Source organism: Micromonospora cathayae (assembly GCF_028993575.1).
Lineage (GTDB): Bacteria > Actinomycetota > Actinomycetes > Mycobacteriales > Micromonosporaceae > Micromonospora > Micromonospora cathayae.
In genome coordinates, this window is sequence record NZ_CP118615.1 from 5808782 (window position 1) to 5829392 (window position 20611).

13 protein-coding genes are annotated in these 20611 nt (G+C 74.0%); 7 read left to right on the forward strand and 6 right to left on the reverse strand.

Annotated elements, in window-relative coordinates; genetic code table 11:
- Positions 1–16 precede the first annotated feature (16 nt).
- Genes PVK37_RS25560 through PVK37_RS25570 form a run of 3 tightly spaced genes read left to right on the forward strand, consistent with a single transcriptional unit; the run spans position 17 to position 3128 of the window.
- Complete coding sequence (locus tag PVK37_RS25560; protein ID WP_275030359.1) at positions 17–1459, forward strand: amidase; 1443 nt, start codon at positions 17–19, stop codon at positions 1457–1459.
- Positions 1456–2400, forward strand: coding sequence for a succinylglutamate desuccinylase/aspartoacylase family protein (locus PVK37_RS25565; protein WP_275030360.1), 945 nt, complete (start codon positions 1456–1458; stop codon positions 2398–2400). Before PVK37_RS25560 ends, PVK37_RS25565 begins: the two co-directional genes overlap by 4 nt.
- 41 nt (positions 2401–2441) lie before the next feature.
- A complete protein-coding gene (locus PVK37_RS25570) occupies positions 2442–3128 on the forward strand; it encodes a hypothetical protein (RefSeq protein WP_275030361.1) in 687 nt (228 codons plus the stop codon).
- Positions 3129–3257: 129 nt separating this feature from the next.
- Here PVK37_RS25570 and PVK37_RS25575 read toward each other — a convergent pair whose 3' ends face one another.
- A complete protein-coding gene (locus PVK37_RS25575; RefSeq protein WP_275030362.1) occupies positions 3258–5216 on the reverse strand; it encodes a flavin-containing monooxygenase in 1959 nt (652 codons plus the stop codon).
- 161 nt (positions 5217–5377) lie between these two features.
- On the opposite strand from PVK37_RS25575, the gene PVK37_RS25580 reads away from it, so the two are divergent.
- From PVK37_RS25580 to PVK37_RS25595, 4 genes are read left to right on the forward strand one after another with little or no spacing between them, the layout of a single operon-like run.
- Positions 5378–6961 carry a class I adenylate-forming enzyme family protein gene (locus PVK37_RS25580; protein WP_275030363.1) on the forward strand — a complete coding sequence of 528 codons (1584 nt, stop codon included), beginning with the start codon at positions 5378–5380 and terminating at the stop codon, positions 6959–6961.
- On the forward strand, positions 6962–7747 hold the full coding sequence (locus PVK37_RS25585; RefSeq protein ID WP_275030364.1) for an enoyl-CoA hydratase-related protein: 786 nt from the start codon (positions 6962–6964) through the stop codon (positions 7745–7747).
- A gap of 1 nt (position 7748) precedes the next feature.
- Positions 7749–9392, forward strand: a complete 1644-nt coding sequence (locus PVK37_RS25590) for an FAD-binding protein (RefSeq protein WP_275030365.1) — start codon at positions 7749–7751, stop codon at positions 9390–9392.
- Between the two features lie 5 nt (positions 9393–9397).
- Positions 9398–10177 carry an IclR family transcriptional regulator gene (locus tag PVK37_RS25595; RefSeq protein ID WP_275030366.1) on the forward strand — a complete coding sequence of 260 codons (780 nt, stop codon included), beginning with the start codon at positions 9398–9400 and terminating at the stop codon, positions 10175–10177.
- A 21-nt stretch (positions 10178–10198) separates the two neighbouring features.
- Here the strand turns inward: PVK37_RS25595 and PVK37_RS25600 are convergent, their stop codons facing one another.
- Genes PVK37_RS25600 through PVK37_RS25620 form a run of 5 tightly spaced genes read right to left on the reverse strand, consistent with a single transcriptional unit; the run spans position 10199 to position 20392 of the window.
- The gene (locus tag PVK37_RS25600; protein ID WP_275030367.1) at positions 10199–12112 is read right to left on the reverse strand and encodes an ATP-binding cassette domain-containing protein; all 1914 of its coding nucleotides are present in this window, start codon (positions 12110–12112) and stop codon (positions 10199–10201) included.
- 4 nt (positions 12113–12116) lie between these two features.
- Positions 12117–14039 (reverse strand): ABC transporter ATP-binding protein, encoded by a 1923-nt coding sequence (locus tag PVK37_RS25605; protein ID WP_275030368.1) that lies wholly within the window; start codon positions 14037–14039, stop codon positions 12117–12119.
- A 5-nt stretch (positions 14040–14044) separates the two neighbouring features.
- Positions 14045–15019, reverse strand: a complete 975-nt coding sequence (locus tag PVK37_RS25610) for a hypothetical protein (RefSeq protein ID WP_275030369.1) — start codon at positions 15017–15019, stop codon at positions 14045–14047.
- Between the two features lie 31 nt (positions 15020–15050).
- Complete coding sequence (locus PVK37_RS25615; RefSeq protein WP_275030370.1) at positions 15051–18584, reverse strand: AMP-binding protein; 3534 nt, start codon at positions 18582–18584, stop codon at positions 15051–15053.
- Positions 18581–20392, reverse strand: coding sequence for a hypothetical protein (locus PVK37_RS25620; protein WP_275030371.1), 1812 nt, complete (start codon positions 20390–20392; stop codon positions 18581–18583). The genes PVK37_RS25615 and PVK37_RS25620 overlap by 4 nt, the downstream gene beginning before the upstream one ends.
- Between the last annotated feature and the right edge of the window lie 219 nt (positions 20393–20611).

Consider the following 20611-nt stretch of genomic DNA (forward strand, 5'->3'; position numbering starts at 1 on the left):
ACACGAAAGGCACGACATGCAGGAGAGCGAGTATCTGGCCCACGACGCCACCGGGCTGGCCGCGCTGGTCGCGGCCGGCGAGGTCAGCCCGGCAGAACTGCTGGACGCGGCGCTGGCCCGGACGGCGGAGGTCAACCCGGTCGTCAACGCGGTGGTCCACCCGATGGAGGCGCAGGCCCGCGCGCAGCTGGCCACGGTGACGCCCGGGTCGGGGCCGCTGGCCGGCGTGCCCTACCTGCTGAAGGACCTCACCGCGATGTACGCGGGCGTGCCGACCAGCCACGGCAGCCGGTTCCTCGGTGACGTGCTGCCCGACTACGACACCGAGGTGGTGGCCCGGTTGAAGGCGGCCGGGCTGGTCATCTTCGGCAAGACCAACACCCCGGAGCTGGGTGGCGCGCCGACCACCGAGCCGCAGCGGTTCGGCCCGGCCCGCAACCCGTGGCACACCGGCCACTCCACCGGCGGGTCCAGCGGCGGCTCGGCGGCGGCGGTGGCGGCCGGCATCGTGCCGGCCTGTCACGCCACCGATGGCGGCGGGTCGATCCGCATCCCGGCGTCGTGCTGCGGGGTGTTCGGGCTGAAGCCGTCGCGGGGACGCAACCCGGCCGGGCCCCGGCTGGGCGAGATCTGGGCCGGGATGAGCGCCGAGCACGCGGTGACCCGCACGGTACGGGACAGCGCGGCGCTGCTGGACGTGACGTCGGGGCCGGCGGTCGGTGACCCGTACGCCTGCCCGCCGCCGGTGCGGCCGTTCGCCGCCGAGGTGGGGCGGGACCCGGGCCGGCTGCGGATCGCGGCGTCGGCGGCGGTGGCCGACGGCATCACCGTGCACCCGGACGTGCTGGCCACCTTCGCCGAGGCGGTGGCGCACCTGCGCGGGCTGGGCCACGAGGTGGACGAGGTGGCCCCGGCGTACGACGCGACGGCCACCTCGGCGGCCGTCGTGAAGATCATCGCGGTGAACTACGCGCGGTCGATCGCCCGGCACGCCGCGGTGAAGGGACGCGAGCCGGAACCCGGTGAGCTGGAACGGGTCATCGAACGCCGGCGGGCCGTCGGGCGGGCGGTACCGGCCACCGAGTACGTCGAGGCGGTGGAGACGATCCACCGGGCCGGCCGGGACGTCGGGGCGTTCCTGGGGACGTACGACGTGATCCTGCGGCCCACCGTGGCGCAGCCGCCACCCCCGCTGGGCTACCTGGACATGAACGCCGAGGACCTGGACGGCTTCCTGACCCGGCTGTGGTCGTACATCCCGTACACGTCGGTGTTCAACGCGACCGGGCTGCCGGCGGCGTCGGTGCCGTTCGGCCGGTCGGCCGACGGCCTGCCGCTGGGCATCCAGCTCGCCGCCCGGTACGGCGACGAGGCCACCCTTTTCCGGCTGGCCGCGCAGATCGAGGCGACCCGCCCGTGGTCGTTGCCGCCGATGACCGTCGGGGCGGTGCGCGCGTGAACCGGGTCCGCGAGTGGACGGTGCCGATCGGGCGGCAGGTGGACGGGTCGCCGTGGCCGCTGCGGTTCGTCGAGATCACCGCTTCGGCGCCCGGCCCGACCACCGGGTTCGTGGCCGGCCTGTGGGGGGACAAGCCGCTCGGCGTGCTCACCCTGCACGAGCTGGTCGACACCCTGACCGAACTGCCGCTGGCCGGCACGGTGCTGCTCTGCCCGGCGGTGAACCTGCCGGCGCTGGCCGCCGGCACCCGGGTCAGCCCGGACCACCACCAGCTCAACCGCCGCTTCCCGGGCAGCCCGACCGGTTTCCTCACCGACCAGATCGCGCACGCCCTGCACGCCACCCTCACCGAGCACTGCTCCACCGTCGTCGACCTGCACTCGGGCACCCCGACGATGGCGCTGCGCTACACGTACGACTTCGGTGACCTGGACCTGTCGGTGGCGTTCGGGCAGTTGCCGGTGGTGGTCGACCACGCCTACCCGACGCAGCTCAGCGCGGTGCTGGCCCGGGGCGGGGTGCCGTCCTGCCTGCCGGAGTTCGGCGGCGGGCCGTTCCGGGAGTCGACGGCCGGCATCGCCGGCTGCCTCAACGTGCTGCGCTACCGGGGGCAGCTCGACTCGCCCCTGACCGGGCCGCCGACCGTGCCGGTCATCCGGGACCTGCACCTGGTGCTGCCGTCGACGACCGGGGTGCTGGTCGGCACGCTGGGCCCCGGCGACGTCGGCGCGACGGTGCCGACCGGGGTGCTCGGCTGGGTCACCAACGTGCTGACCGGCGAACGGGTCGAGGAGTTCGTGGTGGAACGGCCCGGCGGCATCCTGCTGATGGCGAGCGCGTCCCCGGCCATGGTCGCCCCGGGCGCGTACGCCTTCATGATCGGCTTTCCGTTCCAGGAGCGGCCCCTGCCGGCGACCGGCTCCGCCCCGTCCGTCCCGTGAGGGGCGACCGGCTCCGCCCCGTCCGTCCCGTGAGGAGTGCCGTGAACGCGTTGCCCACCGTCTATCTCGCCCGGATGGACGTCGATCCGGCCATGCTGCTGGACTTCATGACCTGGTACACCCACCAGCATGGCCCGGATCTGATCGCGGCCGGGTTCTACAGCGTGCAGGGCTACCAGTGCCGGGCCGGCGAGCCGTACATCCTGAACGTGTACGAGATCCCCGGCAGCGACATCTTCTACTCCGAGGAGTACACCCGGCGGCGTACCCCGGAACACGACCGGCAGCGGCCGGCCATCCTGGCCGGGGTGTCGAACCGGTCCAACACGCCGTACGAGCAGGTCGCCACGCTCGGGGTGGAGCTGCCCGCGCGACCCTGGGCGGACGGGGACCGCACCGGCCGGATCGACGCCACGACCGTGACCACGCTGGGGCTGGCCGCACCGGAGTCCGCCGACGACGCGGTGCTGGCCTGGTTCCGGCAGGGGTGGGCGTCGGCGCTGGCCGGCAGCGGTTTCCTGCGCGCCCGGCTGTGCCGGCGGGCCGGACGTCCGCACCCGGCCCGGGTGTCGACGCAGCCCCGCTGGCTGGTCCTGGTGGAGTGGCCCGACCTGGCCTCGGCCGCCGACGCCGAGCCGGTCGAGTTGGCCGCCGTGGCCGCCGCCGAGGTGCCGTTCACGGAGGTCGCCTACAACCGCGCGGTACGCGTCCTCGACCTCAGGAACTGACCGCCCGGCCCGGTCGGGGCCGGCGGCCGGCCCCGACCGGGACCAGCGTCAACCCTCGACCGGCGGCGGCGCGCGACCGGCCGGTCCGGTCCGGGCCCGGGGTTCCCGGGCCCGTACCGCCGGTCGGGCTCAGGCCAGGTGGTAGTCGGCGAGGTCGGGAGAGCGGGTCAGCTGCCAGTAGTCGAGCAGCCGCCAGGGCGACACCCCGATCACCCGGCCGGCGGCGTTGCGGTACCAGTTCGTCATGCCGGGATGACTCCAGACCAGACGGGAGTGCAGGTCGTCGATCTGTTTGACGTACGCGTCGTGCACGTCCTGGCGGACGTCGACCGCGTCGACGCCCCGCTCCACCAAGGTCATCAGCAGGCTGACGATGTACCGGGACTGGCACTCGGCGTGGAAGATCACGCTGCCGCCGTGGGCCAGGGCGGTGTTCGGGCCGTGCATGAGGAACAGGTTCGGGAAGCCCGGCACGGTGATGCCGAGGTAGGCGGTGGCGTTGTCGTCGGCCCAGACCTCGGCCAGCGACCGGTGGGCCACCACCTCGATCGGGGCGACGAACCGTCGGGCGTGGAAGCCGGTCGCCATGATGATCACGTCGGCGGGGTACCGGTCCCCGGCGGTGGTGACCACGGCGTCGGCGTCGATCCGGGCGACGCCGTCGGTGACCAGGTCGACGTGCGGACGGCGGATGGTGGTGAACCAGTCGTTGTCGACCAGCATCCGCTTGCCGTACGGCGGATAGTCGGGCAGGCACTTCTCGACCAGGTCGGGGCGGCCGTCGAGCTGTTCCAGCAGGTACTTCGTCAGGTAGCCGCGGTGCCGGTCGTTGTTGGCGTTCATGGCCCGCTCCGGGTGCGGCCACTCGGGGTCGCGGAACAGCGACTTGTGCAGCCCGTCGCCGTACCGCCAGAACCGCACGAACCGGTACCACTGCGCGTAGTGCGGCACGTTGCGCAGCAGCCAGAGCTTCTCCCCGCTGACCCGGCGGTGGTAGTCGGGGTTGGGGGCGACCCACTCCGGGGAGCGCTGGAAGATGGTGAGCTGGGCGGCCTGGTCGGCCACCGAGCGGGCGACCTGCATCGCGCTGGCCCCCGCGCCGATCATCGCCACCCGCCGGTCACGCAGCTCCACGTCGTGCCGCCAGCGGGCGGTGTGGAAGACCTCGCCGGTGAAGTCGACGAGTCCGGGGAAGTCCGGGATCGACGGCTGGCTGAGCTGGCCGACGGCGAAGATCACCGCGCCGGCGTCCAGGGTGGCCGGGCCGTCCCCGGTACGCACGTCGAGGGTCCACCGTCGCCGGTCGGCGTCCCAGGTGGCCCGGGTGACGGTGGTGGAGAAGCGGATGTGGTCCCGGATGCCGAACCGGTCGACGGTACGCCGGATGTAGTCGAGCATCTCGGGCTGCTTGGAGAAGTACGACGTCCAGTCGAGGCTGGGGAAGAACGAGTACGAGTAGAAGTGGTTGGGGGTGTCGACGCCGCTCTCCGGGTAGGTGTTGTCGTACCAGGTGCCGCCGACCTCGGGGTTCTGTTCGAGCACGGTGAACGGGATGCCGGCGCGCTTGAGCCGGATCGCCGCGCACAGGCCGGACAGTCCCGCGCCGACCACCACGACGTGCGTGGCGTCGAGGCGGGCGGGTTCCGGCGGGGTGGCCCAGGTCGGCTCCCAGGGGCGGACGCCCATCTCCTCCAGCAGCAGCGGGGTGTAGGCGTCCGGGACCGGTTCGCCGACGCAGACGGACATCATCTCGGCGTACCGGTCGGGGTCGACCGGGGCGATGTCGGTGCGGCCGTACGCCTGCTCGATCGCGGTCCGGGCGGCCTCGCGTACCGTCTCCTGGACCTCCTCGGACAGTCCGCCGGACTCGTGTGGGAAGAGCCGGACGTCGCGCTTGGGGCGGAACGGCTCCTCGATCCACTTCCGGTCGCCGGTCAGGTGGACGAGCACCATGAGCAGCACCGGGATGTCGGCGTCGGCGAGGCTGGCCCGCAGCTCGTCCCGCCACTGCGGGGGTGGTCCGGCGGCGGGGACGGCGTCCTCGGGGGTGCCGGGACCGCGTTCCCCGGCCGGTTGGTGGTGGCTCATGGCAGCGCTCCTGGCTTCCAGATTATGGAACCGACTTCCACATCGTGCAGAGTGGGCGAGGCGACGTCAAGCGGCTGATCACATGGGAGAGATCACGCCCTCCTTGCGCCAGGCAGAAGCGGAATCCATAATATGGAAGCTCTTGCCAGGAGAGGAGACGCGTGACCCCCACCGAACGGCACGCCGACCGGCAGCCCCCGTCCGACCCGGCCGACGTGCGCAGCACCCCACTCGGCCGCGCCACCCTCGGCGACCAGCTGCGACGGCAGGCCCGCCGGCAGCCGGACAAGACCGCGATGATCACGTACACCGGTACCGGCGACCGGGTCGAGATCAGCTACCGGGAGCTGCACCGCCGCGTCACCGCCACCGTCGACCTGCTGACCGGCCTCGGCGTCCGGCACGGCGACGTGGTCGCCACCCTGCTCCCCGCCTCCGTCGACCTGGCCGTCACCTACTTCGCCGCGCTCAGCATCGGCGCCCCGTTCACCCCGGTGAACCCGCGCCTGACCGACGAGGAACTCGACCGGCAGCTCCGCCACGCGACACCCCGGGTACTGGTCGTCGACGACGCCGACCGGCCCCGGATCGCCACGCTGACCGACGACGCCGCCCCGCCGGTCGTGCTGGACCGCACCCGGCTACCCGAACCGACCGGTGCCGACAGCCACGTCGACCACCCGGTGCACGAGAACGACGTCGCCGCCATCATCTACACCAGCGGCACGGAGAACGCCCCCAAGGGCGTCATGCTCAGCCACCGCAACTTCCTGATCGGCACCACCCCCGCCTGGGTGTACGCCAACTACCTGGTGGAGAACGACGTCTTCCTGCTGCTCGCCCCCGGCTACACGATGGCCGGACTGGGCACCGTCACCAACGTGCTGTCGGTGGGCGCGACGGTGGTGATCGCCGCCGACGCCGACCCCGCCTCGGTGCTCGCCGTCGTGGCCCGCGACCGGGTCACCGTGACCTCCCAGACCCCGACCTTCTACCGCCGGCTCGCCGCCGCCGCCACGCCCGGGCACGACCTGCGGTCCCTGCGGCAGATCCACGTGTACGGCGGAGCCATCCCGGCCGCCGCGGTGGACCGGTTCGCCGCGCTCGCGCCGCAGGTGGAGTGGGGCACCTACTGGGGGCAGAGCGAGCTGTCCCAGTTGGGCAGCGTCGGCTACTTCCGGACGCTGGCCGACATCCCCGACGGCAACCTGCGCTGGATCGGCCGGCCCATGCCCCACCTGGAGGTCCGGGTGCTGGACGAGTCCGGCGCCGACGCCGAGGTCGGCGAGTTGGTCTGCCGCTCCCCCGCCACCATGCTCGGCTACCACCGGGACCGGGACCGGACCGCGGCGGTCCTCGGCGACGGCTGGCTGCGCACCGGCGACATCGTCCGCACCGACCGCGCCGGCAACCTGTTCTTCGAGGACCGCCGCAAAGACATGATCAAGACCGGGGGGATGAACGTCTCGGCCGGCGAGGTGGAGGCGGTCATCGCCCGGCACCCGGCCGTCGAGACGGTCGCCGTCCTCGGGCTGCCCGACGAGGAGTGGTCGGAGATCGTCGTCGCCGTCCTGGTCACCCGGCCCGGCCAGCACACCGACGAGGCCGACATCCGGGCCTTCTGCCGCCGGCACCTGGTCGGCTACAAGGTGCCCAAGCGGGTCGAGTTCGCCACCGACCTGCCCTACGACGCGCAGGGCAAACTCCGCAAGCGCGAACTACGCAGCCGGATCGAGGCGAGCTGAGTGGACGAGATCCTCGTCGACGACGTCGACGACGTACGGTGGCTGACGTTGAACCGCCCGACGGTGCACAACGCGCAGAACACCGCCATGCTGGAGGCGCTGCTCGCGGTGCTGGAGGACACCCACCGCCGCGACGACCTGCGGGCGCTGGTGCTGCGCGGCGCCGGGCCGTCCTTCAGTTCCGGCCACGACCTGCGGGAGAGCGCCGTCAACCCGGCGTTCGCCGAGGCCATCCGGACCGCCGACGGTCGACGCCGGTGGGAACGCCGGCTCTTCGTCCGCCCGGTGGAGCTGCTGGAGGACCTGCCGATCCCAACGGTCTGCGCGGTCCAGGGACACTGCCTGGGCGCCGGGGTGATGTTCGCCGCCGCCGCCGACCTGGTGGTCGCCGCCGACGACGCGGTGTTCGGCTCACCCGTGGTCACCGCGCTGGCGGTCAACGACGCGGAGGTCCCCTCGTTCGCCTGGGAACTGGGGGTACGCCGGGCCAAGCAGGCGCTGTGGTTCGACGAACGCCTCGACGCCGCCGAGGCGCACCGGATCGGCTTCGTCAACTGGGTGGTGCCCGCCGACCGGCTCACCGCCACCGTCGAGGACGTGGTCCGGCGGCTGCTCGCCGTACCGGCCGAGACGCTGGCCCTGTCGAAGGCCACCTTCGCGTTCATGCAGGACCGGTTGGGCCGCCGGGACACCGCCCGCTACCACTTCGTCAACCACGTGCTCAGCCACCAGACCGAACCGGCGCAGGCCGCCGCGGCGGCCCGGCGGGCGGGCCGGGCCGGCTGACATGCGCTGGGACGAGGAGTACGACCTGGTCTGCGTCGGTGGCGGCATCGGCGGGCTGGCCGGCGCGATCCGGGGTCACCACCTCGGGCTGTCCACGGTGGTGCTGGAGAAGTCGCCGTGGCTCGGCGGGGTGGCGTCGTACAGCGGCGGGAACTGCTTCCTCCCCGGCACCGCGCTGGCCCGCGACGCCGGCTACCACGACGACCCCGACGACGCCGAACGCTACCTGAGCTGGGTCGCCGGGGACGGCGTGGCCATCGACCGCCGGCTGCTGCGGGCCTTCCTCGCCGCCGTACCCGAGGCGGTCGCCTTCTTCCACGACACCGCGCGGGTGCCGTTCCGGGTCATCGCATACCTGCCCGACCACTACTACCCCGCCGGCCCCGGCAGCCGGCCCGGTGGCCGGCTGTTCGAGGTGGCGGTCGACGAGGCCACCCTCGGCGAGTGGGCGGCGGCCTGCTGGCCCAGCCCGCACTTCCCGTTCGAGGAGGGCGCCAGCCGCAACGACCTGTACGAGGGCGGCGACCGGGTGTTCCACCCGGACCAGCCGCCGGCCGGCCGGCTGCGCACCTTCGGCCCCGGGCTGGTGGCCGGCTTCGTCCGCGCCGCCTGCGTCGACCGGAACATCCCGGTGCACCGCCGCACCCGGGTCCGCGAGCTGGTCCAGGCCACCGACGGCACGATCCTCGGGGTACGCGCCGACGGCCCGGACGGGCTCCGGACGCTGCGCGCCCGACGGGGCGTCCTGCTCGCCACCGGCTCGTACGGCAACGCCCCGGACGTCGCCCGCACCGAAGGGCTGCCGGAGCTCATCGAGTGCTCCCCGCCGGTCCTCGACGGGGACCACCTGACCCTGACCGACCCCACCCGGGCGGCGCTGATCCGGGCCGGTGAGGCGTTCACCGCCCTCGGTTTCCACACCCCGGGCGAGACCCACCCCGGCTCGGACGTGCCCCTCTACCGGCAGGCGTTCGCCTCGATCGGCTTCCCGCACTCGATGGTGGTCAACCGGCGCGGGGAACGGTTCGGCGACGAGTCGCACATCAGCTACCTGGTCAACGCGATCAAGGCGTTCGACGTCGGGGAACGGCGGTTCCGTAACCATCCGTGCTTCCTGGTGGTCGACGACCGGTTCCGGCAGCGCTACCCGCTCGGCCCGTTCCCGCCCGGCGCGGCCTGGCCGGCGGACCTGCCGCACGCCGACGACCTCGGGTCGCTCGCCGACCTGCTGGGCGTGGACCGGGCGCTGGTCGACACGGTCGCCGCGTTCAACGCGCACGCCCGCGCCGGCCGGGACCCGGAGTTCGGGCGCGGCGACTTCCCGCACGCCCGGATCGTCAACGGCGACCCCGCGTACCCCAACCCCAACCTGGGGCCGATCGAGCAGCCGCCGTTCTGGGGGATCCGGCTGTCCCTGCTCGGGGTGGGCATCTACTCCCTGGGCCTGGCCATCGACCCGCAGGCCAGGGCGCTGACCCGGGCCGGCGAGCCGGTCCCCGGCCTGTACGCCACCGGCAACGCGGTGGCGCACGCCGAGCTGCCCCGCTACCACGGCGGGTTCGCCAACGCCCGCAACATCGTCTACGCCTACCTGGCGGCCGGGCACGCCGCGCGGCGGGCCGATCCGGTGACGACGCTAGGATGACCGTTGTGACCTCGGAGAACGGCTCGCAGGCGGTGGACCGCGCGTTGGCGCTGCTGCACCTGTTCACCGGGCCCACCCCGTCGTGGACGCTGACCGAGCTGGCCCGGGAGGCCGGCCTGACCGTCTCCACCACCCACCGCATCCTCAAGTCGCTGCTGGCCAAGGAGTTCGTCACCGTCGACCCGCGCACCCGCCGCTACTCCGTCGGGGTGGAGGTGATGCGGCTGGCCAGCACGGTGCTGGAGAACGACGCCACGCACCGCCTCCAGATGGTGGCGCAGGAGCCGATGGAACGGCTCCGGGCCGCCTCGAAGGAGACCGTCGGCCTGCACGTGCGGATCGGCCGCAGCCGGGTCTGCGTCTCCGAGCTGTCCAGCCCGCACCCGATCCGGATGGCCACCACCATCGGCGGCGTGCAGCCTCTGCACGCCGGCGCGGCCAGCAAGGCCCTGCTCGCCTGGCTGCCCGCCGCCGAGTGGCGTGACCTGCTGCGCGACCAGCCGCTGGACCGGCTCACCCCGCTGACCATCACCGCCCTGGACGCCCTCGACGCCGAGCTGGCCGAGGTCCGTCAGCGCGGCTACGCCACCAGCTACGGCGAGTCCGTCGCCGGGGCCGCCGCGCTGGCCGCGCCGATCTTCGGTCTCCAGGGGCGGCCGATGGCGGCCCTCAACGTCACCGGTCCGCTGGAGCGCTTCGACCGGTCCGCCATCGCCGCCACCGTGGCCGACCTGCGTACCGCGTCGGCGGAGATCTCCGCCCAGCTCGGCCACGTCGCCCGCTGACCCGGTGCGGCCCCGGCGGGCTCAGCGGTAGGCGGCGGCCTGGGTGCCGTACAGGGCGGCGTACGTGCCGTCGAGGCGGATCAGTTCGTCGTGGGTGCCCACCTCGCGCACTCCCCCGTCGCCGATCACGATGATCAGGTCGGCGGTACGGACGGTCGAGAAGCGGTGCGAGACGAACACCGTCACCCCGCCGCTGTCGGCGGCGACCCGAGCCGCACCGTCGGCGTACCGCTCGAACAGCCGGTGCTCGGCCTCGGCGTCCAGCGCCGACGCCGGTTCGTCCAGCACCATCAGCAGCGGGGCGTCCCGCATCATCGCCCGACCGAGCGCGAGCTGCTGCCACTGGCCGCCGGAGACGTCCACGCCGCCGTCGGCGTGGCTGCGGCCCAGCCGGGTGTCCAGCCCGTACGGCAGCCGGTCGACGACGGTGCTGTGCGCGCGGGCCAGCCCGGTGCGTACCGCGTCGTCGTCGACGGCGCGGGGCAGGTCACCGATGCCGACGGCCAGCCCGGCGGTCAGCTCCGGGCGGGCGTAGTCCTGGAACGCGGCCGTGGTCCGCGCCCGCCAGGCCGCCAGGTCGAGGTCACGCAGGTCGACGCCGTCGACCAGGATCGCCCCACGGTCCGGTTCGTAGAACCGGTTGAGCAGCTTGACCAGCGTGGTCTTGCCCGCGCCGTTCTCGCCCACGATCGCCACGGTGCTGCCGGCGGGCAGCAGCAGGTCGACGTCCCGCAGCACCGGCCCGGCCGCGCCGGGGTAGGTGAAGGTGACCTGCCGCAGCCGGATGCCCTCCAGCAGCCGCGCCGGCGGGGCCAGCAGCACGCCGGACGCGGCCGGCGGAACACCGGGCGCGGCCGGCGGAACACCGGGCGCGGCCGGCGGAACACCGGGCGCGGCCAGCGGCGCGGCAGGAACGCCGGGCGCGGCCAGCGGCGCGGCAGCCTCGGCCGGTGGCGCGGCGGGGGGCGGGGTCGGCTGTGGGACCAGCGCACGGACCTCGTCCAGGCGACGCAGGGAACGGCCGCTGCGCACCAGTTGCTGGGTGATCGTCACCGCGCTGGCGACCTGCTGGTTGAGTTGCGAGGCGAGCACGATCGCCAGCACCACGTCGCCGACGCCGGCCCGGCCGCGTACCGCGTCCCGGACGACCAGGACCAGCGCGGCGACGTAGCCGAGGGCGAACACGGCCTGCCCGGCGGCGCGCCACAGCCCGGCGGTCAGCTCGCCGCGCCAGATCCGGGCGGTGGCCCGCCGCCAGTGCGTGGCGTACCGCTGCTGGAGGTGGCCGACCAGGCCCAGCAGGCGCAGTTCCTTGGCCGAGGCCGCGTCGGTGGTCAGTTCGAACAGGTGCCGGGCCTGCCGGGTGTCGACGGTGCTGTCCTCGCGGGCCCGGTCGGCGGCGGCCTGGGCCCGGCGACCGGCCAGCAGCGGCAGCGCGGCCAGTAGCGGCAGCACCACCAGCGCCGGGTGGGCCAGGGTGAGCAGCACCGTGGTCAGCAGCAGGCTGACCGCCAGCGAGCCGCCGGTCAGCAGCGCCTGCAGGCCCTCGCCGATGCGTTGCAGCTCGTCCTGGGCCAGTGCCATCCGGTCGGCGTGCTCGGGCCGCTCGTGGTGGTCGAGGTACGGCGTGCCGTTGCTGATCTCGATGAGTTGCTCGTCGGTGCTGAGCACGTTGAGTTCGGACACTTCGAAGTACGCGATGTGCGCGAAGTGCGCGCAGGTCAGCGCGGCGATCGCGGCCACCGTGACGGCCACACCGGACCAGGCCGCCGTCCCGGCGTCCCCGGCCGCCGCCGCGTTGGTGAGGTGTTTGAGCGCCAACGCCGCCGCCGGCACCGCCACCGCGTTGCCGGCCATCAGCGCCAGCGCCACGATCATCTTGCGCCGGTCCTGCCGCCAGGACAGCCGCAGCAGCCCGGTGATCGCCGTCAGCACCGTCTCATCCCACCTTCTGCGCGAGCGGCTCGCCGCCTGCGGCACCGGGGCCGGCGGCGCTGTCGTCGGCGGCGCTGTCGTCGGCGGCGAAGCGCTCCGCCTGGAGGGTGAACATGGTGGCGTACCGGCCGCCCGCCGCCATCAGCTCGTCGTGGCTGCCCTGCTCCACGACCCGGCCCTGTTCGAGCAGGACGATCCGGTCGGCCAGCCGGACGCTGGACAGCCGGTGCGAGATGAGGATGCTGGTCCGGCCCCGGGTCAGCTCGGCGAACCGGGCGAAGAACTCGGCTTCGGCCCGTACGTCCAGCGCCGCGGTCGGCTCGTCCAGCACCAGCACGGTACTGCCGTGGTAGAGCGCGAACAGGGCCCGCGCGATGGCGATGCGCTGCCACTGCCCGCCGGAGAGGTCCACCCCGCCGTCGTAGGCCCGCGACAGCAGCGTGTCCAGACCGTCCGGCAGCGCGTCCAGGGTGTCGAGCAGCCCCGCCGCGTCCGCCGCGCGGCGGATCCCGGCGCGGTCGTCGAGGTGCTCGACCGCGCCGAAGCCGATGTTGGCCGCCGCCGACAGCTCGTACCGCACGAAGTCCTGGAACACCACGGCGATCCGGCGCTGCCAGTCCCGGGCGGGCAGGTCGGCGACGTCGACGCCGTCGGCGCGTACCGCACCGGCGTCCGGCGAGTAGAGCCGGGCCAGGAGTTTCACCAGGGTGGTCTTGCCCGCGCCGTTCACCCCGACCAGCGCGGTGCACCGCCCGGCGGGGATGTGCAGGTCCAGGCCGTCGAAGACCGGACCGGCCGCGCCGGGATAGCCGAACCGTACCCCGGTGAAGTCGATCGCCGGGGCGGCGGTGCCGGGCGGCCCGGCCCGGCCGGTGTCGGCGGGTTCGGCGTACCGGGCCATGGCCCGCTCGAACGCGGTGATGGCGGTCTCGGCGTTCATGCCGTACTGGGTCTGGGTGTCGGAGTCCGGGTAGAACTCCCCCAGCCGGATCAGCGCCATCACCGCCTGGAGCACCAGCGCCAGCCCGGCCAGGTCGAACGCCCCGTCGGCGGCGCGGACCCCGGCCAGGGCCAGCACGGCGGCGACCCCGACCAGCCCCACGGTCGTGTACAGCAGGTAGGGCCGCAGGTAGATGCGGCGGCGCTCGGCCCACACCGGGGCCAGGGCCCGGCGGTAGACCTGCCGGTACCGTTCGGTCAGCCAGCCGGTCAGCCCGAAGACGCGCAGCTCCTTGGCCGCCGCCGGGCCCATCGCCAGCCCGCGCAGGTAGCGGCTCTCCCGGCGGATGGCCGCGACGTCGCGGATGACGCGGGCGTAGCGGCGCAGCCCGCCGCGCTGGCCGTGCCGGAACAGCAGCACCACCGTCAGCATCGCCAGCGCCGCCCACGGGCCCAGCACCACGGCGAGCACCACCGTGAACCCGGCGACCTGCGTGTACGGCCCGACCAGCGCGATCAGCCCGGCGTAGGCCGCGCCGGGGGTACGGAACGCGAACCGCAGCTCGTGCCCGGCCTCGCCCAGCTCGTCCAGCACCGCCGGGTCCTCCAGCGGGGTGATCTCGCGGGTCGACAGCGACGCCGAGATGAGCCGTCGGTACATGTGCCCGTCGACGCGTCGACTGAGCTGCTCGCCGACGGCCTTCTGCGCCGCCTCGGCCAGTTGCAGCGCGATCAGCGCCGCGCCGGCGGCGGTCAGCGGCCCCCACACCCGCTCCGGTGCGGCGGTGCCGTGCAGCACCGGGCCGATCCGGCCGACGGTGGTGCTCACGGCGATCGCGAAGACGACCGGCAGCACGCCACGGGAGACGCTGAGGGCCAGCGCGACCGCGCTCCAGCCGGGTCCGGCGGCGGGCCACTGCCGGGCGATGCGCAGCCGGGCGGCGGCGGCCTCGCGCAGCTGCCCGGCGCTGGTGGTGGACGCGGTCATCGCGGTCAGCCGAAGATCTCGTCCCGCAGGGCCACCGGCAGGCCCAGCTCCTCGGTGCAGGAGCGCACCGAGATCCGGTACGACCCGACCACCTCGGCGCTGTCGGCCACGGCCCGCTCCGGTTCGGTCAGCTCCGTGATCGCCCGGTCCCGGAAGCGGTACTCGTCGGCGTTGCCGTGCAGGCCGGGCACCACGTACGGTTCCGGCTCCACCGGGTGGTGGATCTTCGACTGGTCGGAGTTGAGGTCGCCGGCCGCCCCCCAGCCGGTGAGCATCTGCGGCCGGTACAGGTGGCCGATGCCGAGCCGGTCGAACAGCCGCGACACCGTCTCCTGCGGGGCGCGGCTGCACTCGTACGGGAAGTGCGTCACCGCCACGCCCTCGGCGGCGGCGTAGCGCCGCATCCGGGCGTAGGTGAGGGTGCTGAGCACGAAGTTCTGCACCACCCGTTCGCGGCCGATCTTCCCCGCCCACTTGGCCAGCCACGAGTCGAGCGAGGCACGCGGTTCCCGGTCCAGCACCAGCAGGCGCAGCCGGTCCACCGGCCAGCCGGCCTCGACCAGGCAGCGGGCCGGGTTGAACAGCGCCTCGAACGGCACGTACGGCCCGGCCATCTCCTTGGCGAACAGCACCGGCTCACCGTCGGGCAGCTTCCACGGCGAGCCCTCGCCGCCGGTGAGCGCGAACCGGCCGATGGTCTTGACCGGCTGGTAGTAGGCCGCCGCGCCGGCCATGCCGAACAGGTTGGTCACCGCCGTCGAACCGACCCGGCAGCGTCCCCAGCCGAGCACCAGCAGCGGGTAGTCGGCCGGGCCGCGACCGGCGAACCCGTCGCGCAGGGTCCGCACGATCTGGGCGGTGACGTCGTCGACGGTGGTGGTGACGACCTGGTACCGGCCGTCGGGCGGCAGCGGGGTGCCGGTGAGCGCGTCGTCGTCGGCGGCGGCCAGCCGGTGCAGCAGTGGATAAGGGTCGGTCATCGAGGGCTCCTGGCGGTCGGGAAGGAAGGGTTCAGCCGAGGTCGAGCAGGGCGGCGACGTCCCGGACAGGCACCGGGCGCAGCGCCGCCTCACACAGCAGCGTCTCGATGCCGCGCAGGGCCCGCACGCTGACGGTCGCCGGCACCCGTCGGGTGTCGGCCAGCAGGTGCAGCGCACAACCGCCGGCCAGGTGGGGCATGGCCAGGAAGAAGGTCATGTCGTGGCGGGCGACGGCGGCGACCTGCCGTACGGTGGTGCGCGCGGCCAGTTCGGTCAGCGTGGCCCGGTCGGGGGTGCCCGCCGGGACGTCGAAGTCACGGCCCATCCGGGAGTCGTTGAAGTACACCGACAGGTCGGCCCGCCCGCCCTCGGCCGCGATCAGCTCGTCCAGCGCCTCGGGCGGGTAGGTGGCGTGGAAGTAGGACTCGGTGGAGTCGCGGTAGCAGCGCCGGACGGCGTCGTCGACGTCGCCGGTACCGACGTCGAAGACCAGCAGCGCGTTCTGCGCGATGCCGGTGGCGAGTTGCCGCTGGCGGGGCGTGTTGCGGTTCCCGGCGATCAGCTTCACCACGGCCCGGTCCCGGCCGGTCAGCGCCGCCTGGACCAGCAGCGCGGCGGTCAACACCACGGTGGACGACGACGTTCCGGTGCGCTCGGCCAGCGCGGCGGCGGCGACGGCCACGGCGGTGGACTCCATCCGCCAGGTGACGACCGGCAGCGGGCCGCCGTCGTGCTCCGGCCCGTCGAAGATCCGCTGCGGTACCGCGGGCAGCCGTTCCCGCCAGTACGTCAGGGACTGCCGGGCCCGGCGCTGCCCGGCGGGCGACGCCTCGTAGCCGGCCTGGTCCAGCGGCTGCCAGCCCGGCGCGGGCAGGGCCCGCTCGCCGTCGACCAGGGTGCGCAGTTCCGCCAGCAGCAGTTCCAGCGACCAGCCGTCCAGCGACACGTGTGAGGCGGCCACCGCCACCGCCTCGACCAGGCCGTCGACGCGCAGCAGCGCCCACCGGACCGGCCATTCCCGGTCCAGGTGGAAGGCGGTGGCGGCCAGTTCGGCGGCGGTGGCGTCGGCCGTCTCCGACAGTTCGGCGGCGGTGGTGTCGCGGACCAGCGGCAGGTACGCGCCGTCGGCGCACAGGTGCTGGCGGGGGCCGTCGGGCTCGTCGGTCGTCAGGGTGCGCAGCACCTGGTGCCGCAGTACCAGGTGCGACCAGGCCGTGGTGACCCGGTCGGCCGGGACCGGGGTGGTCAACCGCAGCACCCGTTTGATGTTGAAGTCCCGGCTGGCCTCGCCGAACCACTGCATGGGCCGGTACATGGCCGCCTGGCCCCAGGTCAGCGGCGCGGAGCCGACGGACGCTCCGGAGAACCGCGCCTGGACCGCCTGGCCGGCAGGATCGCCGGTGCGGGCCGGCGGGACCGTGGCGGCGGGCGTCGGCTGTCCGCTGGTCGGGTGCCCGGTCAGCGTGGCCGCGGGCGTCGCGGGTCCGCTCGTGACGGCGAGCGTCGGCTTCCCGGTCAGCGCGGCGGGTGTCGGGTGTCCGGTCAGCGCGGCGGCCAGGGCACGGACCGTGCGGTGGTCGAACAGGTCGGCGATGCCCACCGGCAGGCCCAGTTCCTCGTCCAGCCGGGTGACGACCTCGACGACCTGCATGGAGTCGCCGCCGAGTTCGAAGAAGTCGTCGTCGACGCCGAGCCGGTCCACCCGCAGCACCGCGCCGACCACCGCCGCCACCGCCGTCTCCAGGTCACCGGAGGGCGCGACGTACGCGGTGCTCAGCGCGGGCCGTACCGTCGGCGTGGTGGGCAGCCGGCGGGTGTCGACCTTGCCGTTCGGGGTGAGCGGGTACTGCGCCACGTACAGGAACCGGCTCGGCACGGACGCCTCCGGCAGCAGGCCGGCGGCGTGGGCGCGCAGCTGCGCCTCGGTGGGGCGTGGCTCGTCCTCGGACCTCAGGTAGGCGACCAGGTGCAGGTCGTGGCCGTCGGGTTCGGCGATCACCACCGCCTCGGCGACGCCGGGGCAGCGGCGCAGCGCGTCCTCGACGGCGGGCGGCTCGACCCGCTGGCCCCGGATCTTCACCTGCCGGTCGGCCCGGCCGAGCACGTCCAGCACCCCGTCGGGGCCGAGCCGGCCCAGGTCCCCGGTACGCAGCAGCCGCGCTCCCCCGCCCGCCGGGTGCGGGATCCACCGCTGGGCGGTCAGCACCGGCTGACCGTGGTAGCCCCGGCCGATGACGGCCCCGCCGAGGCAGATCTCACCGGTCTGCCCCAGTGGCACGGGCCGGCCCTGTTCGTCGAGGATGTGCACCTCGGCGTTGGGGATGGGCGCGCCGACCGGCAGCCGCCGCCCGACGGTACGGTCCGTGCCGATCCAGTACCAGGTCGCGCCGACGGTCTCGCTCATGCCGTAGTGGTTCCCGAAGCCGGACTTCGGGCTGCCGGTGATCCACGCGTCGAACTCGGGGGTCAGGTACAGCGGCTCGCTGCCGATCATGACCTGGCGGGCGACGTCGTCGACGCCACCGAGGGCGGTCATCGCCCGTACGTGCGACGGGGTGAGCTTGAGGAATCCGCACGGCGCGGCGGCGGTCAGCGCGATCAGGTCGTCGAACGCGACCGGCTCCGGCGCGACCTCCAGTTCCCAGTCCGCGACCAGCGCCGTGAACAGGGTCATCACCGACCCGACGAAGTACAGCGGGGCGTGCAGTACGGCGCGTTCCCCCGGTTGGAAGGCGAACTCCCCGGCACACCAGCGCACGTAGTTGACCAGCTGCCGGTGGGTGCCGAGCACCCCCTTGGGCGCGCCACTGGTGCCGGAGGTGTACATGACGAACGCCAGGTTCTCCACCCGGCAGCCGCCGTCACCGTCGTCGCCGAGGGTGTCGGGCAGGTCGGTGACGTCGAGTACGGCCGCCGGGTAGCCGGCCGGTACGAGCCCCCGGTGGTCCGGCCCGGTCAGCAGCACCGGGTCACCCGCGTCGGCCAGGATCCGGGCCCGCCGATCCGCCGGGTCGTGCACGGCCAGCGGCAGGTACGCCGACCCGGCCGCCAGCACCGCGAGGATCGCCACCACCGCGTCCACCGACCGGGGCAGCAGCACCGCGACGGGCGTCTCCGGGCCCGCGCCGTGGGCCCGCAGCACCCGCGCGGCGTACCGGACCCGGGCCCGCAGCTCCCCCGCGGTGACCTCGACGCCCGCGTCGCGCACCGCGACGCGGCCGGGGTCGGCGGCCAGCGCCCGGTCGACGAGGACGTGCAGTGGCGTCTGGTCGACCGGGCGGCGCGGCCCGGTGGCGACCGACCGGGCGGCGTCGACCGTGGCGGGTTCCTGCCCTCCCGGGTCGCGCCCGGGACCGGCGACGGATTCCGGGTCGGGACCGGCACCGCCGGCCGTGCGGAGCGAGGCGGGCCGCAGGTCGGTCCAGTGCGCGGCGACGTGCTCCAGGCACGCCTCGACCGGGCCGGTGAACGCCGTCGTCCAGCCGTCCGGGACGGGTCGGTCCGTCGGCCACAGGGAGTACTGGTCCTCGGCGTTGACGACGACCTGGTGCGGGCCGGGGCTCACGCGGGCGCCCCGACCGTCTCCCCGGCGGTCTCGCCGACCGGCTCCCCGGCTGCGGTCAGCCGCTCGACGGGTGCCCGCCAGCCCTCCCCGGTGTACCAGTCGCCGCCGAACGAGGTGATCGTCGGGGTCCAGCCGCCGTGGGCGTCGGCGTAGGCGGCGATCTCGCGCCAGAACACGTCCACCAGGGCCGAGTAGCGGCAGGCGGTACGCATGTCGTCCAGGGTGAACGGCGGGCCGTCCATCCGGACCAGCCGGATGTCGAACGCGCCCCGGTACTGCCGCCCGCCGACGGTGAACGGCTGCTTCCACATCGCCGCGCCCGGCGCGCGCAGCGTGTAGCGGACGCGGGCGGTGCTGTGGCCGCCGTGGCGCAGGTCGCCCCACTCGCCGATGTCGGGCACCAGCGGCGGGAAGAAGTAGTGCCGCTGCCGGGGCACCTCGATCCGGTCGAAGTTCCCGGGTACGAAGTGCCAGCGGTTGTACATCATCCGCTGCGCCACCTGCCACAGGATGTCGGTGACGGCGGCGGCGGGCAGGTCGGCGGCCATGTCGGGGCTGGGCAGCACGCAGCAGAAGAAGTCCGGCTTCTTCAGCGCCGCCACCTCCTCGCCGTACTCCCCGGCCGGTCCGTGCAGCCGGGACAGGTCCCGGACGCCGCTGGACATGCCGTAGTCGGCGCGGCCGTCGACGACCGCGCCCAGCACGATGCCCTCCAGGATCCGGGTCAGGTCCCGCTCGTCGCCGCCCGCGTGCGCGGCGCGCAGGGCGGTGGCGGTCGCCCGACGCACCCAGCCGGACGCGTCCTCGCCGTCGACCGGCTCGGGCAGCACGCCGGTCGGCGGGTGCAGCGTCGGGGGCAGCTCGGCCTGGCTGCGCTGGCCCTGCTCCCACGGCAGCAGGTACTCGTCCTTGGCGTAGGTCAGCCCGTTGACGCGCCGGTAGCGCATGTGACCGCCGCCGTCGACGCGTTCGACCAGGTCACCGGCGAGCGCGGCCAGTTCGGCCAGGGTCGCGGTGCTCAGCTGCCCGGTGACCTGTTCGCCGAGCGCCCGCAGGTACGCCGCGCAGCGGGTGGTCAGCACCCGCCGCAGGCCCACGGCGCTGAGCTGGCGACCGTTGAACTCCTCGAACCGGACCGCCCGGCCGGTCCGGAACAGCAACTGGATGGCGGCCACGAACAGCCGCTCCTCGGGGCTCCAGTCGGCCGGCGGGCGGTCCCGCAGCGCCGGCAGCACGCCGTCGCGGATCAGGGTGCTGGAGCCGGAGTCGGACCGGGAGAACACCCGGCGCTCGATGTAGATCAGGACGGTCTCGACGCGCTCGACCCAGTCGACGACCTCCTCCAGCCGCTCCGGCAGGCTGCCGTCGGCGTGCCAGGTGTACAGCATGTGGTCGAGTTCGTGCCGTTGGTACTCCTCCTCGGCCTGGGCCGGCAGGCACTCCTCGTCGACCATCTCGATCATCCAGTCGGGCAGCGCGAGTTCGGCCACGACCGGGTCGGCCGGCAGGTCGCCGCGCGCCGGTTCGTGCACGGTCAGCTTGCCGAGCGCCGAGTGGGCCAGCACGAACTGGGCGGGTGGCGCGTCGGCTCCCGGCGCGGTCAGCCGGAGCTGCTGCCGGCCGAGCACGTGCCGGACGATCGCCTGCTCGCGCAGGGTCAGACTGTCGAAGGCGGAACGGAAGGGCACCTTGCCCGCCATGGTGAGCAGACGCAGCACCGCGGTCTGGGCGCTGCCGCCGAACAGTGCGGTGGGGTCACGCACCTCGCGTAGTTCCTGGCTCCACTGGTCGGACTTCGTACGTCGCACGTTCCCGCCTTTCGCGACCGGGCAGGCCGCGGCGTACGCGGGATGCGGCCCACACGACGACGGCCACCGCGCGGTGGTCGTTCAGGGCGCGCAGCGACCGGTAGCCGACCTGGAGAGTGGAGGGTCCGTGGCGGTGCCACGGCTAGGGCCGGAGACGTTCCACCCCGGTGTGGGAACGCTCCCGACAGCGAAGTCTTGCCGACGCCGGCAGATGTGTCA

Coding starts and splice junctions, on each gene's coding strand:
- PVK37_RS25605 (WP_275030368.1), bottom strand. CDS start 14,039: ATGACCGCGTCCACCACCAGCGCCGGGCAGCTGCGCGAGGCCGCCGCC.
- PVK37_RS25610 (WP_275030369.1), bottom strand. CDS start 15,019: ATGACCGACCCTTATCCACTGCTGCACCGGCTGGCCGCCGCCGACGAC.
- PVK37_RS25575 (WP_275030362.1), bottom strand. CDS start 5,216: ATGAGCCACCACCAACCGGCCGGGGAACGCGGTCCCGGCACCCCCGAG.
- PVK37_RS25560 (WP_275030359.1), top strand. CDS start 17: ATGCAGGAGAGCGAGTATCTGGCCCACGACGCCACCGGGCTGGCCGCG.
- PVK37_RS25590 (WP_275030365.1), top strand. CDS start 7,749: ATGCGCTGGGACGAGGAGTACGACCTGGTCTGCGTCGGTGGCGGCATC.